We start from the raw sequence: 15,696 nt of genomic DNA on the forward strand, positions 1-15,696 counted from the left end.
CCGTCTGATGAGGTTTATCCAATGTCTTCCCGACTTCCCGTGACCGTTTTGTCCGGCTTTCTCGGTGCCGGAAAAAGTACACTTTTGAATTACGTACTACGTAACAGAGATGATTTGCGCGTCGCCGTTATCGTCAACGATATGAGCGAAATCAATATCGATGGCAGCGAAGTCCAGCGTGATGTCAGTCTGAACCGTGCCGAAGAGAAGCTCGTGGAAATGAGCAACGGCTGTATCTGCTGTACGTTACGCGAAGACCTGCTTGAAGAGGTCAGTCAGTTGGCCCGCGAAGGCCGCTTCGATTACTTGCTGATCGAATCCACGGGAATCTCCGAGCCGTTGCCAGTCGCCGAGACGTTCACTTTCCGTGATGAACAGGGGCAAAGCCTTACCGACATCGCTCGCCTCGACACCATGGTCACTGTAGTCGACGGTATGAATTTCCTGCCGGACTACCAGGCCGCCGAAAACCTCGCCTCCCGTGGCGAATTTCTTGGTGAAGAAGATGAGCGCTCGATCACCGATCTGCTGATCGAGCAGATCGAATTCGCCGACGTCCTGTTGATCAGCAAGATCGACCTGATCAGCAGCCGCGAGCGGGAAGAGCTGATGGCCATTCTCAGACGCCTCAACGCTCAGGCCGAGATCATCCCGATGGTCATGGGTGAGGTACCGCTGGAGAAAATTCTCAACACCGGTCGTTTCGATTTTGAAAAGGCCGCCCAGGCCCCAGGCTGGTTGCAGGAATTGCGTGGCGAACATGTGCCGGAAACCGATGAGTACGGCATCGCATCCACGGCCTATCGGGCGCGCCGGCCCTTTCATCCGCAGCGTTTCTTCGACTTCATCGATCGTCCTTGGGTAAACGGCAAATTGCTGCGCTCCAAAGGCTTCTTCTGGCTGGCCAGCAAACCCACCGACGCCGGTAGCTGGTCTCAGGCAGGTGGCCTGATGCGCCACGGTTTCGCCGGGCGCTGGTGGCGCTTCGTGCCAAAGGAACAGTGGCCGCAGGATCAGGAAAGTACCGCCGCGATCATGGAAAACTGGATCGCCAGCGTAGGCGATTGTCGCCAGGAGCTGGTGTTTATCGGACAGAACATCGATTTCGCACAGCTGTCGTCGGAACTGGATGATTGCCTGCTGACCGATGACGAAATGGCGCTCGGTACTCAAGGCTGGCTACAACTACGCGATCCGTTTGGCTCATGGCACGACGAGGTCGCCTGATGCTCGCCCTGAAATCGCTGCCAGGCAGCATTCGTCATCAGTCTTTCGGCCAGACCCCGCAGGCACTGGCGAACATTCTCGACGACGAGACCAACCTCGCGGTCTGGCAGCGCCAGATTCCGCTGCACATTGCCGAGTTCGCTGATTTGTTGTTGTCTCTGAACGAGCCTTACGCCGAGGCGCTTTGCCTGGAATTGCCGGACGAAGACGCCGAACCGGATCTCACGGGGCTGGCCAGCGGCTTTCGCGATCTGGAAGGCTACGAAGGGTTTATCAGCGACTTGAAATGGCTGGTCAGTGCCTTCGCCTGCTTGCTCGGCGCGCGGCGGATCGGCTTGCGCCTGCGTGTGCTGGACAAGGCCATGTGTCCGCGTTTTCACGTCGATCATGTGCCGGTGCGGTTGATCACGACCTATTCAGGCGTTGGCAGCGAATGGCTCAGGGAAGGGGAAATGGACCGTCGGCAACTGGGACAGCCGCAAGCCGAGCCGCAGGAAACTTCACGGATTCAGCAATTGAATCGGGGCGAAGTGGCGTTGCTAAAGGGCGAGAAATGGCACGGCAACGAAGGTTTCGGCCTGATCCATCGCTCGCCGCAACCGGCGCCGGGTGAGCGGCGGCTGATGCTGACCCTCGACTGGCTCGGATAGCGCCTCAGGGCTTGAGCCATTTCCCCTGGCTCTGAGTCTCGCAATAGGGCTGCAAATACGCCGCATCGGTGGCCACGCCGTAATAGTGGATATCTTGGCGATAAGGCATATTGGCGACTTGCGCGTTGCTGCACACGCCGAACGCGCCGGCGGGGCACTGCTCGACGTATTGAACCTCGACTTTCTGCCCGGCCAGGGTCGGCTGGCAGAAGCCGTCGCTGAACAGTTTTTCCGGGATGTTGCGGTTCTGCTGGCAGACCTTCACGTCGAGCCGCTCCGCCTGGCTGTGCACCACGCAGGCCTGTGCCAATGCCTGGCCAGATACCAGCGTCAGCAGCAACGACCATCCCATCCACCGCATCTTTGACCTCCAGAAACCTTGATCATGTTGCAGAACATTCCCACCCACGTCATCGCCGGCCCCTTGGGCGCGGGCAAGACCAGCCTGATCCGCCAGCTCATGGCCCAGAGACCGGAGGGCGAACGCTGGGCGGTGCTGATCAACGAGTTTGGCCAGATCGGTCTCGACGCTGCGCTGTTGACCTGCGAAGCCGATGGTATCGCACTGGGCGAAGTGGCCGGGGGCTGTTTGTGTTGCGTGAACGGTGCGCCGTTCCAGATTGGTCTGGGGCGTTTGTTGCGCAAGGCGCAGCCGGATCGCCTGTTCATCGAGCCCTCGGGGCTCGGGCATCCGGCGCAGTTGCTGAAGCAACTGAACGAGGCGCTGTGGCAAGGCGTACTCGCCGTACAACCTTGCGTGCTGGTGCTGGACGCCCAGGCCCTCGCCGCGGGCAAACCGCTGCCGGACGCGCAGCAGGAAGCCTTGTCCAGTGCAGGCTTGCTGCTGTTGAACAAGGCAGAAAACCTCGACGAGCCCGCGCGTGAGCGAATCACCCGACAGTTGCCGCCTGTCCGCCTGATCTGGACGCAGCAGGCGATGTTGCCGCTCAGCGAGTTGCCGGGTTTGACGGTGCAGGCGCAGGCCGGTGTGGATAAGTTGATCGTGCCCCAAGGGCTGGCGCAGATGCCGGCCATCTGGAGCGATCCGGCATTGCCGATCTGCCTGAGCCAGGCGCAGGAGAGTGGCTGGAGCATCGGTTGGCGCTGGCATCCGAGCCAGGTATTCGATGTATCGGGGATTACCCAATGGCTGAAAAGCCTGAACTGGCGCCGGGCCAAACTGGTGATTCACCAACCGGACGGCTGGCAGTCAGCCAATGCGCTGGATAATGCCGAGCTCAGCTGGCTGCCCAGTGAATGGCGCAAGGATTCCCGGATCGAGCTGATTTTCGACGAACCGCAGGCGGTCAGTGAATTACAGGCCGGTCTTGCCAGGTGTCGGCTTCACACAGGCTGATTCAAGGCTTCCACTTGGTGTGTTCCTGGCGCCACTGGCTCAGCTCGATCACTTCACCACGTGGCTTGGTCACTTCCACCACGGGCGGTGTGTCATCGAACGGTGCCGGGTAGGGCGCCAGTTCGATCTGCGCGCTGTGCGCACCGAACTGGGTGATGGTGCCGTTGTGCCGGGTTTCTCCGGTCACGGTAAATTCGAAATTGTAGACCCGGGCCAGGCGTCGCCGACCGCTGGCGTCCTTGATCAGGCCGATCTTCTTCAGCGCCACGTTACCGTCGAGCAACTCGACGCCGACATTCGCGCAATGTTGTTTGACCCGCTCCAGTGCCCGCTCGCGCAAGCCGTGGTTGTGCCAGAGCCACGCACCGGCGACGGCGAACAGCATCAGCACGAAAATGTTTTCCAGGGTGAGCATCAACACGAAACTCCAAATGATGGCGTCAGCTTAACTGCGTCGCCGGTCTGTCGTACAGGCTGCGTTTCGTCGCATACTGCGCGGCTTGAATTTCAATCGTTTTACGGAAAAACCCGAATGAAACGTACGCCTCATCTGCTCGCCATCCAGTCCCATGTGGTGTTCGGCCACGCCGGCAACAGCGCTGCGGTTTTTCCGATGCAGCGGGTCGGGGTGAATGTCTGGCCGCTCAATACGGTGCAGTTTTCCAACCATACGCAGTACGGTCAGTGGGCCGGCGAAGTGCTGGCGCCGCACCGGATCCCCGAACTGGTCGAAGGCATTGCCGCCATCGGTGAGCTCGGTAATTGCGATGCGGTGCTGTCAGGTTATCTCGGTAGCGCGGCGCAGGGCCGGGCGATTCTCAGTGGCATCGAGCGGATCAAGGCAGTCAACCCGAAAGCCCTTTATCTGTGCGACCCGGTGATGGGGCATCCGGAAAAGGGTTGCAGCGTTCCCGCCGAGGTCAGTGACTTCCTGCTGGAAGAAGCCGCTGCCGTTGCGGATTTCATGTGCCCGAACCAGTTGGAGCTGGACAGCTTCTCCGGGCGCAAGCCGCAGTCGCTGTTCGATTGCCTGGCGATGGCGCGGGCGCTGCTGGCTCGTGGGCCGAAAGCGGTGCTGGTCAAACATCTGGATTATCCGGGCAAACCGGCGGATGGCTTTGAAATGTTGCTGGTGACCGCCGAGGGCAGCTGGCATCTGCGGCGTCCGCTGCTGGCGTTTCCGCGTCAGCCGGTGGGAGTGGGCGATCTGACGTCCGGACTGTTTCTGGCGCGCGTGCTGCTCGGGGATAGCCTGGTGGCGGCGTTTGAATTCACCGCAGCAGCGGTGCATGAAGTGCTGCTGGAAACCCAGGCCTGCGCCAGTTACGAACTGCAACTGGTGCGGGCGCAAGACCGGATTGCGCACCCGCGGGTGAAGTTCGAGGCTACGCCGATCAGCCTCTGATCATTGCAGCGCTCGCGGACCACGTCCGCGAGCGTGCTTTCACTCAGGCGTCGCCCTTGATTTCCTGATAGCGCTTTTCCAGCTCCTGACGGATCTGCCGGCGTTGTTGTGCCTGCATGTAGCGGCGCTTGTCTTCGCTGTTCTGCGGTTGCAGCGGCGGTACGGCGGCGGGTTTGCGTTGATCGTCCACCGCGACCATGGTGAAGAAGCAGCTGTTGGTGTGGCGCACCGAGCGCTCGCGGATGTTTTCGGTCACCACTTTGATGCCGACTTCCATCGAGGTGTTGCCGGTGTAGTTGACCGACGCGAGGAAGGTCACGAGTTCGCCGACATGGATCGGCTCGCGGAAAATCACCTGATCCACCGACAGGGTCACCACGTAGCGGCCGGCATAACGGCTGGCACAGGCATAGGCCACTTCGTCGAGGTATTTGAGCAGGGTGCCGCCGTGGACATTGCCAGAGAAGTTGGCCATGTCAGGGGTCATCAGTACCGTCATCGACAGCTGGGCGTTTCCGGGTTCCATAACGTTCTCACGGGTCAAGGCAGGGTTGCTGGAAGAAACACCTCTGCGGGTGCCTGGTCGCTTTTCAAAAGCACCGATATCGGGACGCCAGGCAGCTGGTCGCCGTCACGCCCGAAGCGATCTGTTTCCATATATTGCACCGCCTTTCAGCCGGAAGTCGCGGTGTTACCCTGCAAAAGCGCCTCCCCAAGGGCGATTCCTACACCCAAAGCGGATTTTTACTCAGCTCGCCCAGACATTTCCCATGCCTGCGTGAGCCTCGTCATTCAAGGAGCCCACACCATGCATGCCATCAGCTTTATTCAGGATCTGGCGGTGATCATGCTGGTCGCAGGTGTGGTGACCGTGCTGTTCCACCGCTTCAAGCAGCCGGTAGTGCTCGGTTACATCGTCGCCGGCTTCATCATCGGCCCGCACACACCGCCGTTCGGCCTGATCCACGACGAAGAAACCATCAAGACCCTCGCCGAGCTGGGGGTGATTTTCCTGATGTTCTGCCTGGGCCTGGAGTTCAGCCTGCGCAAGCTGTTCAAGGTCGGCGCCACGGCCTTCATCGCGGCGTTCCTGGAAATTGTCCTGATGATCTGGATCGGCTACGAAATCGGCCGCTGGTTCGACTGGAACACCATGGATTCGCTGTTCCTCGGCGCGATCCTGGCGATTTCCTCGACCACCATCATCGTCAAGGCGCTCAACGACCTGAAGATGAAAAACGAGCGCTTCGCGCAGCTGATCTTCGGCGTGCTGATCGTCGAGGATATTCTTGGCATCGGCATCATCGCCTTGCTGTCGAGCATTGCGGTCAGCGGCACGGTGAGCTCCGGCGAAGTGTTTTCCACGGTCGGCAAGCTCTCGCTGTTCATGATCGTCGCCCTGGTAGTCGGCATTCTGCTGGTGCCGCGTCTGTTGGCTTACGTCGCCAGGTTCGAAAGCAACGAGATGCTGCTGATCACCGTGCTGGGCCTGTGTTTCGGTTTCTGCCTGCTGGTGGTCAAACTCGAGTACAGCATGGTGCTCGGGGCGTTCCTGATCGGCGCGATCATGGCCGAGTCGCGGCAACTGCTGAAAATCGAGCGCCTGATCGAGCCGGTTCGCGACCTGTTCAGTGCGATCTTCTTCGTCGCCATCGGCCTGATGCTCGACCCAATGATTCTTCTGCAGTACGCGTGGCCGATCGCGGTGATCACTGTGGCCGTGGTGCTGGGCAAGATGCTGTCCTGCGGTCTGGGTGCCTTTATCGCGGGTAATGACGGACGCACCTCACTGCGGGTCGGGATGGGGCTTTCGCAGATTGGCGAATTCTCCTTCATCATCGCGGCGCTGGGGATGACCCTGCAGGTCACCAGCAACTTCCTGTATCCGGTGGCCGTGGCGGTTTCGGTGATTACTACGTTGCTGACGCCGTACCTGATCCGGGCTGCCGATCCGCTGTCGATCAAGCTGTCAGCCGCGATGCCGCAGCGCCTCGGTCGAGTGTTCGGAATGTACGGCGAATGGCTGCGTAGCATTCAGCCGCAGGGTGAGGGCGCGATGCTGGCGTCGATGATCCGGCGGATCCTGCTGCAGGTCGGGGTCAATCTGGCGCTGGTGATCGCGATCTTCTTTGCCGGCGCTTTCTTTGCCGGGCGCCTCTCGATCTGGATGCAGGAATGGATCAGCGACCCAAGCTGGCAGAAGGCGTTGATCTGGGGCGGGGCGTTGCTGGTGTCGTTGCCGTTCCTGATCGCGGCCTATCGCAAGCTCAAGGCGCTGTCGATGTTGCTGGCGGAGATGGGTGTGAAGCCGGAAATGGCCGGGCGTCACACACAGCGAGTGCGCCGAGTGATCGCCGAAGTGATCCCGATCATCTCGCTGCTGGTGATTTTCCTGCTGTTGGCAGCCTTGTCGGCCAGTATCTTGCCGACCAACAAGTTGCTGGTGCTGATCGCCGTGGTCGCGGCCGCCGTGGCGGCGCTGCTCTGGCGCTGGTTCATCCGGGTGCACACGCGGATGCAGGTGGCCCTGCTGGAAACCCTCGACAACCACAAGGAGTCGTCGGGGCACTGACCACCCATCAAGGCGGGCGTGTCAGCTTTCCAGCCAGACGTCCCGCGCCCAGTGCCAGACCGATTCCCAGGACTCTTCGGTGATCAGTTCTTCTTCGCCCGACCACAGCACCACGGTGCCGTCTTCTTCGACGCAGTAGTAGTCGTCACCGTCCTGGCAGATCGGGATCAGGTCCCGCGGCACGCCGGCATCCCAGGCGTTGGCAGCGACGTCCGGCAGGTAGGTGTGGGATTGCGGGTCGGTGACGGTCACTGGCTCCAGGCTGCCGTAAACCACGTCGCTGACGGTCAGCAGAAACTCTTTGAAGACGAACGGGATGTTGATGAAGAGTTCTTCTTCGATTTCCACCAACTGGTCTTCGTCGGGCAACTCCAAAGGAACCGGTACGGGTTCGTTGGCTTCGCGCAGTTGTTCGATGATTTCTTCCACGTCCGGGATCCTCTTGCTTGAATGGCGCGGTTTATATGGGGCGGTTTATACAGTAGCTCGCTATAGATGCAACCGCGAAATAGAAAACCCCGGCCGAGGCCGGGGTTTTCATTGCTGCACGTAAAACGTCGTAGGTGATCAGCCGTTCTGGCGGATACCGGCGACCAGCCAAGGCTGGTTGTCGCCCTGTGGACGTTCCATGTTCCAGCTTTCGCTGAACACTTCGCCCTGCTGGTCGAAACGCGAGGTCTTCGACACGCCGTTGAAGGTCAGGGTGGCGATGGTCTTGTCCGCACGGTCATCCACGCCATCCAGTTGCACCTGGAGATTGTCGATGTAGGTGGACTGGAAGGCGTCACCCAGCTCCGCGCGTTCGCGCTTGAGGAACTCGAACATCTGCGGAGTCACGAACTCGGCGATCTTGTCCATTTCGTTGGCGTCCCAGTGCTGCTGCAGCGCCTGGAAGTGGCTGCGGGCAGCTTCGAGGAAGCGCTGTTCGTTGAACCAGGCCGGCGCGTTGATCACCGGACGGGCGGCAGCAGGCGCGGCCGAACCACCGAAGATCGAACCCATGGCTGCCGGTTTCTGTTCGAACACTTCACGCTGCATCGGCGCGCCGGCCGGAGCGAACTGCTCCTGTTGCTTGCGGCGACGGGCGGCGATGAAGCGGAAGATCACGAACGCGATCACGGCCATGATCAGGATATCGAAGAACTGCATGCCTTCGAAGCCGCCGCCCATGAACATGGAAGCGAGCAGGCCACCGGCCGCGATGCCGGCCAGAGGGCCGAGCCATTTCGAAGCACCGCCGGCCTTGGCCGCAGCGCCCGCGGCACCGGCAGCACCAGCGGTCGCCGCAGCGCCGCCCATGCCTGGGGAAGAAGGAGCCATCTGGCTGGTCTGGTGCGTCGGCGCAGCGCCGGCGCTTTTGCCACCACCAAAGCGCTTGGCGTTGGCGTCGAGGCTCATCGTCAGGCCGATGCACAACGCCATGGCGATGCTAAGAAAACGTTTCATAAAGGGAATTCCCGTTTGTGGAGACACGCGCGCCATGTTGCACAGGTGAAGTGTTACTGGCTAGCGAGAGAGTGTTTCGGGCTTTTGCCTGACAGGTTACGTTCAGCTCGGTCAGGACAATAAGGCCATGTACTTTTGTCTGTAGGAAAAGGAGATAGGTTCAGCAGGAAATGGATCAGCGCCGCAAGGCCAGCATCACCACACCGGCGGTGATCAAGCCGATGCCGCCCCACTGGCGCAGGTCGAGTTTCTCGCCCAGCAGGATCACACCGAGCACCGCCACGAAGACCACACTGAGCTTGTCCACCGGGGCGACCAGCGATGCCGGGCCGACTTTCAACGCCCGGAAGTAGCACAACCATGAAGCGCCGGTGCCCAGGCCCGACAACAGCAGGAACAGGTAGCTCTTGGCGGAGATCGATCCCAGGGACTGATATTGGCCCGTGGCGTACAAAATCAAGGCCAGACTGACCAATACGACGATTGTGCGCAGCAGGGTGGCGAAGTCGGAGTTGACGTTTTCGATGCCGATCTTGGCGAAGATGGCCGTCAGTGCGGCGAAGGTGGCCGAGAGCAGGGCCCAGAATGTCCAGGAGGAAAAGAAGCCAGTGCCCATCGACGTTGCCTCCAGTGTTCGTTCCCGCGCCGGGGGCGGGAACGAACGGTGACTTATATGGCTTCCAGCTTCGCGTACCCGAGCATCAGCCACTTGCTGCCTTCGGCGAAATTCACCTGCACCCGGGCCTGGGCGCCGGCGCCTTCGAAGTTGAGGATCACGCCGTCGCCGAAGATCGAGTGACGGACAGCCTGGCCAAGGCTCAGGCCGGTTTCCGGAATCTCGCTGCCGCTGAACAGGTTGCTGCCGCCCATCGACTGGTTACCGCCGAACGGCCGGCTGACGCTGTTGGACAGGCGTACTTCCTGAATCAGGCCTTTCGGTACTTCCCGTACGAAACGCGACACCTTGTTGTAGGTTTCGCTGCCGTACAGGCGTCGGGTTTCAGCATAGGTCATCACCAGATTCTGCATCGCCCGGGTAATGCCGACATAGGCCAGGCGCCGTTCTTCCTCAAGGCGTCCCGGCTCTTCCAGGCTCATCTTGTGCGGGAACAAGCCTTCTTCCATGCCCACCAGGAACACGTAAGGGAATTCCAGGCCCTTGGCGCTGTGCAGGGTCATCAACTGAATGCTGTCTTCGTGCTCGTCGGCCTGGGTGTCACCGGCCTCCAGTGAAGCGTGGCCGAGAAATGCCGCCAGTGGCGTCAGTTCTTCGTCTTCTTCGGTGTTCTCGAAGTTGCGCGCAGCGCTGACCAGTTCCTCAAGGTTTTCCACCCGGGCCTGGCCTTTCTCGCCTTTTTCCGCTTCGTGGTAGGCGATCAGTCCGGATTGCTCGATGACGGTCTGGGTCATCAGGTGCAACGGCATCTCGGCGCACTTGGCAGCCAGGTTTTCGATCAGTTCGATAAACGCGCCCAGCGCACCGGCGGCGCGACCGGTCAGGCCTTTGTTGGCCACCAGCTGGCCCATGGCTTCCCACATCGACACATCGCTGTGACGGGCATGGTCGCGGATCGCTTCGACGGTTTTCTCGCCGATGCCGCGCGCCGGGACGTTGATCACCCGCTCCAGGGCCGCATCATTGCCGCGACCTTCCAGCAAACGCAGGTAAGCCATGGCGTTCTTGATTTCCGCCCGCTCGAAGAAGCGCTGGCCGCCATAGATGCGGTACGGAATGCGTTCACGCAGCAAGGCTTCTTCCAGAACGCGCGATTGGGCGTTGGAGCGGTAGAGAATCGCGATATCGCTGCGGGCCAAGCCGGTTTTCAGCGCGCTTTCGATGGTTTCGACAACGTAGCGTGCTTCATCGTGCTCGTTGAAGGCGGCGTAAAGATTGATCGCTTCGCCATCGCCGCCATCGGTCCACAGCTCTTTGCCCAGACGCCCGGTGTTGTTGGCGATCAGGGCGTTGGCGGCCTTGAGGATGCCGGCCGTGGAGCGGTAGTTCTGCTCCAGACGGATGGTCACCGAGTCCGGGAAGTCCGAAGAATACTGGTGGATGTTCTCGATTTTCGCGCCGCGCCAGCCGTAGATCGACTGGTCGTCGTCGCCGACCACCATCAGGCTGTCGCCGCCCTTGCCCAGCAGACGCAACCAGGCGTACTGCACGGCGTTGGTGTCCTGGAATTCGTCCACCAGAATGTGTCGGAAGCGCTTCTGGTAGTGCGCCAGCAGGCCCGGGTGGTCGCGCCACAGGTCGAGGGCGCGCAGCAGCAGTTCGGAGAAATCGATGACGCCGGCACGCTGGCATGCGGCCTCGTACGCTTCATAAATGCCGCGCATGGTGGCCAGGAACAGATCGCCGCTGGCTTGAATGTGTTGCGGACGCAGACCTTCGTCTTTCTGCCCGTTGATGAACCATTGGGCCTGACGGGCCGGCCAGCGTTGCTCGTCCAGCCCCAGCTCGCGGATCACCCGCTTGACCAAGCGTTGCTGGTCGTCGCTGTCGAGAATCTGGAAGGTCTGGCTCAGCCCGGCTTCCTGCCAGTGCGCCCGCAGCAGGCGGTGCGCCAGGCCGTGGAAGGTGCCGACCCACATGCCGGCCGGATTGATGCCCAGCAATTGTTCGATGCGGTGACGCATCTCGGCAGCGGCCTTGTTGGTGAAGGTCACCGACAGAATCGAGTGGGGCGAGGCGTTCTCGACCTGGATCAACCAGGCGATACGGTGCACCAGCACTCGGGTTTTGCCGGAGCCGGCACCGGCCAGGACCAATTGACGACCAACGGGAGCCGCTACGGCCTGGCGTTGGGCATCGTTGAGGGAGTTCAGCAGAAGGGAGAGATCATCGCGCATCGGGGCATTCTAGGGTGCGCCGCAGGCCCGGGCAAACCGAGCTTTGCATTAGCCGATGAAAGTGCTGCCGATGACGACCGGTCGGTCACCGGCTACAGGCGTTGGCCCGCCTGGCATCGGGGCTTTGGCGGGTGACGAGCGGTGGAAAAGTTTCGGTGAAATTATGATCTGGGGCAGTTTGGCAAGTGGTTCGGCTTGTGTATGCTCCGTCCACGTTTCCGGGCGCATGCTCACACTTATAAGAACAAGAACGTTGCCTATGACCCTCAGCTTCGACCTGTCGGGCCCCTCCTTGGAGCCTCGGGTGATCCGCAAGCTTTACGCCACCCAGATGGCGGTCGAGCGCACGCGCCTTCTTTATCAGGGTTCGCTGTTGCCCACCCTGTTCATGTTGATCAATGGTCTGGTCTGCGCCGGCCTGCTCTGGAGCCCGCAGCGTTACTTTGTGGTCAGCGTCTGGCTGGTGTGGCTGTTGTCGCTGGTGGCGTTGCGGGTGATTCAGGTCGCTGCGTTCGACTCGGCGATTCCCGATCGCCAGGCCCAGCCGATCTGGGGGCGGATGTTCCTGCTCGGCTCGACCATGACCGGTCTGACCCTGGCCGGTGCCGGCATCGCTTTGGTTCCGGCCGACAACTTCATGCAGCAGGCCTGGGTGTTCGGCCTGATCGGCGCCGCGACCCTGTCGGCCAGCGTGGCCTACGCCGTGAGCATTCCGGCCTTTCTTTCCTTTACCTTGCCGTGCCTGTTGCCGGCCATCGGCTATCTGTTCTGGGGCGGTGACGAACTGGCGCGCGGCTGGGGCTGGCTCGGGCTGATCCTGCTCGGCTCGCTGAGCGTGGTGGCGTGGCAGGTCAATCGGCTGATCGATCGCGGTTTGCTGCGGCGCTTCCAGAACCAGCACCTGATCGAACACCTGCAACAAGCGCAAACCCGCAGCGAACAGCTCAATCAGGAGCTGGCGAAGGAAATCGAACACCGGCGCTGCGCCGAGAGCAAGCTGCGCGAAGCCCAGGTCGAACTGGAAGACCGGGTCGCCCAGCGCAGCCGGGAACTGGACGTCGCCAACCAGGCCCTGAGCAAGAGCGAGGCGCGCCTGGCCCTGGCGTTGAAGGCCAGTGAGCTGGGGCTGTGGGACTGGAACCTGCAAACCGACGAAGTTCACCACACGCAGATTCAGGAACTGTTCGGTATTGATCCGGAATACGTCACCGGGCTGCTCAGGCACCTGCGGCCACGCCTGCACCCGGAAGACGTGCCGCCGCTCAAGCGAGCGTTGATCGAGCACTTGAAGGGGCGCACCGAGGACTATCAGATCGAGTACCGCGTGCGCCACGGCGACGGCCACTGGGTCTGGATCGAAGACCGTGGGCGGGCGGTAGAGCGCGACGAGAACGGTCGGGTCATCCGCATGGTCGGCACCCGCCGCGACATCAGCGTCAGCAAAAGCCTGGAAGCCCAGCAGCAGCTGGCTGCGACGGTGTTCGAGGCCGCCAGCGAAGGCATCGTGATCCTCGACCCGAATTATTCGCTGATCGCCATCAATCAGGCCTTCAGTCGGGTCACCGGCTATGACATCGGCGACATGCTCGGGCGCAACGTCGTCGAATTGCCTTGCAGTCGCGACGCCCGTCGGCACTACGTCGCGATCCGCCACGCGCTGGAGCAGCACGGCAGCTGGCAGGGCGAACTGGTGGAAACCCGCAAGAACGGCGAGCTGTATCCGCAGTGGCTGCAGCTGAATGCCGTGCGCGACAGTCGGGGCAATGTGAGCCATATCGTCGGCTTCTTCGCCGATCTGTCGGCGCGCCGCGAATCCGAAGAGCGCATGCGCTACCTGACCCACTACGACGAGCTCACTGGCCTTGCCAATCGCTCGCTGTTTCGCGAACGCCTGCACGAAGCCCATCAGCGCGTGCGACAGGGCGGGCGTCGGAGTCTGGCGTTGCTGCACATCAATCTGGATCGCTTCAAGCTGCTCAACGACAGCCTCGGTCACGAGATCGCCGACCAGTTGCTGCAAAAGATGTCCCGGCGTCTGGTCAATGCTCTTCCGGAAGCCGACACCATCGCCCGGCTGTCCGGCGATGAGTTCGCGGTACTGTTCGACGCCTACGGCAACCTGTCGAGCCTGGCGCGGGTCGCTACCCGGTTGTCGAGCAAGCTGCGACTGCCGTTGACGGTCGAAGGGCATGAACTGGTGGTCAGCGCCTCGATGGGCATCAGCATGCTGCCGGACAATGCGCGGGAGATTTCCGCGCTGGTCAGCCAGTCGAACATGGCCATGCAACATGCCAAGCACCTGGGCGGCAACAACTTCCAGTTCTACACCGACAGCCTGCAGGCCAGCACGCTGGAGCGCCTGCAACTGGAAAACCAGCTGCGCAAAGCCATCGAGGACAAGCAGCTCAACGTCTTCTATCAACCGAAACTGTGTCTGGCGACCGGCCGTCTCAACGCGGCGGAAGCGCTGGTGCGTTGGGATCACCCGACCATGGGCCGGGTACCGCCGGGGGATTTCATCGGTCTGGCGGAGGAGACAGGGCTGATCGGGCCGATCGGTGAGTTCGTGCTGCGCCAGGCCTGCTGGCAGGCGTGCGAATGGCAGCGTCAGGGGCTGGCGCCGATCCGGGTTTCGGTGAACCTGTCGGTGCATCAACTGCGTCAGGGCAAACTGGTCAGTCTGGTGCGCCAGGTGCTGGAGGAAACCGGGCTGGCGCCGCACTACCTCGAACTGGAGCTGACCGAAAGCCAGTTGCTCGACAGCGTCGAACACATCATCGCCACGTTCCAGCAGTTGCGGGATCTGGGGGTGAAGCTGGCCATCGACGATTTCGGTACCGGCTATTCATCGCTGAGCTATCTGAAACGGATTCCGGTGGACTACGTGAAGATCGATCAGGCCTTTATCCGTGGATTGGGCGAGGGCAGCGAAGACGCGGCGATCACCCGGGCGATCATTGCGATGGCTCACGGGTTGTCACTGAAAGTTGTCGCCGAAGGTGTCGAGCGTTCCGAGCAACTGGCGTTTCTGAAAGCTGAAGGTTGCGACGAGGTGCAGGGCTATCTGATCAGCCGTCCGGTGGAGGCGGTCGGCCTTGCCGCGTTGCTGCGTGAACAGGAAAAACCGCTGTAAAGGGCTACATGCAGCGCATGTCGCCTGATCCGGGGGGATCCAGTTACGCATTGAGCAGGCAAAAAGCCGATTCATGTAGTATAACTACAAGCTTGCTACATCCCCGGCATCTGGCCAAAGCACATCTTTCCATAACAAGAGTCCAGCCCCTTGAATCTGCTGCAACACATCGCCCAGTCACGTCACCTGTTACGCAAGTCGGAGCTCAAGGTCGCCGACCACGTGCTGCTTGACCCTGCGGCGGTGATGCACAGTTCCATGGCCGACCTGGCCCACAGCGTCGGCATCAGCGAGCCGACCATCGTGCGCTTCTGCCGGGCCATTGGTTGCTCCGGTTTCCAGGATCTGAAACTCAAGCTCGCGCAAAGCCTCGCGGCCGGCGCCAGCTTCGGTCAGTTCGCGATCCATGAAGACGATTCCGTCGCCGACTACAGCCTGAAAATCTTCGACACCACCTTGCACACGCTGATGGAGGTTCGCGAAAAGCTCGATCCTCTGGAGCTGCAACGGGCGGTGACGCTGATGTCCCAGGCCCAGCGCGTCGAGTTCTATGGTTTTGGTGCGTCGGGCGCGGTGGCGGCGGATGCGCAGCACAAGTTCTTCCGTCTGCTGCTGACGGCAGCGGCGTATTCCGACCCGCACATGCAGGCGATGTCGGCGGTGACGCTGAAGCCCACCGACGTGGCGATCTGCATTTCCCAGTCCGGCCGCTCCAAAGACCTGCTGATCACCGCCAACCTCGTTCGCGAGAGCGGGGCGTCGCTGATTACCCTGTGCCCGAGCCAGACGCCGCTGGCCGAGCTGTCGACCGTCAACCTGGCGATCGACGTTCACGAAGACACCGAAATCTACACCCCGTTGACTTCGCGTATCGCTCACCTGGTGGTGATCGACGTATTGGCGATGGGCGTGGCCATGGCGCGCGGGCCGAGCCTGGTCAACCACCTCAAGAGCGTCAAGCGCAGCCTGCGCAGCTTGCGGCTGTCGCCAAAATCGGTAAAAGCGCTGGACGACTGATTGTCTTGGGGTGACGGCAATCTTCATCTGCCTGTA

General features: G+C 61.3%; 14 protein-coding genes. 7 read left to right on the plus strand and 7 right to left on the minus strand.

What is annotated here, in order from left to right:
- Positions 1-21: 21 nt before the first annotated feature.
- Positions 22-1,227 (plus strand): zinc metallochaperone GTPase ZigA, encoded by a 1,206-nt coding sequence (zigA, locus tag ACODTD_RS12050; RefSeq protein ID WP_285354271.1) that lies wholly within the window; start codon positions 22-24, stop codon positions 1,225-1,227.
- Positions 1,227-1,877, plus strand: a complete 651-nt coding sequence (locus ACODTD_RS12055) for a DUF1826 domain-containing protein (protein WP_201819747.1) — start codon at positions 1,227-1,229, stop codon at positions 1,875-1,877. The genes zigA and ACODTD_RS12055 overlap by 1 nt, the downstream gene beginning before the upstream one ends.
- Positions 1,878-1,881: 4 nt before the next feature.
- Here ACODTD_RS12055 and ACODTD_RS12060 read toward each other — a convergent pair whose 3' ends face one another.
- Positions 1,882-2,238, minus strand: a complete 357-nt coding sequence (locus ACODTD_RS12060; RefSeq protein WP_201819750.1) for an NADH:ubiquinone oxidoreductase — start codon at positions 2,236-2,238, stop codon at positions 1,882-1,884.
- 24 nt (positions 2,239-2,262) lie between these two features.
- Here ACODTD_RS12060 and ACODTD_RS12065 point away from each other — a divergent pair, with 24 nt between their 5' ends.
- A complete protein-coding gene (locus ACODTD_RS12065; protein WP_489104882.1) occupies positions 2,263-3,234 on the plus strand; it encodes a CobW family GTP-binding protein in 972 nt (323 codons plus the stop codon).
- Between the two features lies 1 nt (position 3,235).
- Here the strand turns inward: ACODTD_RS12065 and ACODTD_RS12070 are convergent, their stop codons facing one another.
- Complete coding sequence (locus ACODTD_RS12070) at positions 3,236-3,649, minus strand: DUF3301 domain-containing protein (RefSeq protein ID WP_011336644.1); 414 nt, start codon at positions 3,647-3,649, stop codon at positions 3,236-3,238.
- A gap of 117 nt (positions 3,650-3,766) precedes the next feature.
- Between ACODTD_RS12070 and pdxY the strand changes: the two genes are divergently transcribed.
- A complete protein-coding gene (pdxY, locus tag ACODTD_RS12075) occupies positions 3,767-4,639 on the plus strand; it encodes a pyridoxal kinase PdxY (protein WP_085686046.1) in 873 nt (290 codons plus the stop codon).
- Between the two features lie 43 nt (positions 4,640-4,682).
- Here the strand turns inward: pdxY and ACODTD_RS12080 are convergent, their stop codons facing one another.
- Positions 4,683-5,165 (minus strand): acyl-CoA thioesterase, encoded by a 483-nt coding sequence (locus tag ACODTD_RS12080; protein ID WP_003229693.1) that lies wholly within the window; start codon positions 5,163-5,165, stop codon positions 4,683-4,685.
- Between the two features lie 282 nt (positions 5,166-5,447).
- Between ACODTD_RS12080 and ACODTD_RS12085 the strand changes: the two genes are divergently transcribed.
- Positions 5,448-7,211 carry a cation:proton antiporter gene (locus ACODTD_RS12085; RefSeq protein WP_011336642.1) on the plus strand — a complete coding sequence of 588 codons (1,764 nt, stop codon included), beginning with the start codon at positions 5,448-5,450 and terminating at the stop codon, positions 7,209-7,211.
- Positions 7,212-7,232: 21 nt separating this feature from the next.
- On the opposite strand, the gene ACODTD_RS12090 is transcribed toward ACODTD_RS12085, so the two are convergent.
- The 4 genes from ACODTD_RS12090 to uvrD all read right to left on the minus strand — a co-directional run bounded on the left by ACODTD_RS12090 (position 7,233) and on the right by uvrD (position 11,510).
- Positions 7,233-7,640 (minus strand): SMI1/KNR4 family protein, encoded by a 408-nt coding sequence (locus ACODTD_RS12090; protein WP_007954245.1) that lies wholly within the window; start codon positions 7,638-7,640, stop codon positions 7,233-7,235.
- Positions 7,641-7,778: 138 nt separating this feature from the next.
- A complete protein-coding gene (locus ACODTD_RS12095) occupies positions 7,779-8,657 on the minus strand; it encodes a Tim44 domain-containing protein (RefSeq protein WP_007954246.1) in 879 nt (292 codons plus the stop codon).
- A gap of 175 nt (positions 8,658-8,832) precedes the next feature.
- A complete protein-coding gene (locus ACODTD_RS12100; RefSeq protein ID WP_011336641.1) occupies positions 8,833-9,273 on the minus strand; it encodes an EamA family transporter in 441 nt (146 codons plus the stop codon).
- Positions 9,274-9,326: 53 nt separating this feature from the next.
- Entirely contained in the window at positions 9,327-11,510 is a 2,184-nt protein-coding gene (uvrD, locus tag ACODTD_RS12105; RefSeq protein ID WP_011336640.1) for a DNA helicase II, read from the minus strand.
- 259 nt (positions 11,511-11,769) lie between these two features.
- Here uvrD and ACODTD_RS12110 point away from each other — a divergent pair, with 259 nt between their 5' ends.
- Both ACODTD_RS12110 and hexR read left to right on the plus strand, forming a co-directional pair.
- The gene (locus ACODTD_RS12110; RefSeq protein WP_041475470.1) at positions 11,770-14,643 is read left to right on the plus strand and encodes a putative bifunctional diguanylate cyclase/phosphodiesterase; all 2,874 of its coding nucleotides are present in this window, start codon (positions 11,770-11,772) and stop codon (positions 14,641-14,643) included.
- A gap of 150 nt (positions 14,644-14,793) precedes the next feature.
- Positions 14,794-15,660 (plus strand): transcriptional regulator HexR, encoded by an 867-nt coding sequence (gene hexR / locus ACODTD_RS12115; protein WP_007954250.1) that lies wholly within the window; start codon positions 14,794-14,796, stop codon positions 15,658-15,660.
- The last annotated feature ends 36 nt before the right edge of the window (positions 15,661-15,696 follow it).

It is taken from the genome of Pseudomonas sp. FG35 (genome assembly GCF_057809295.1).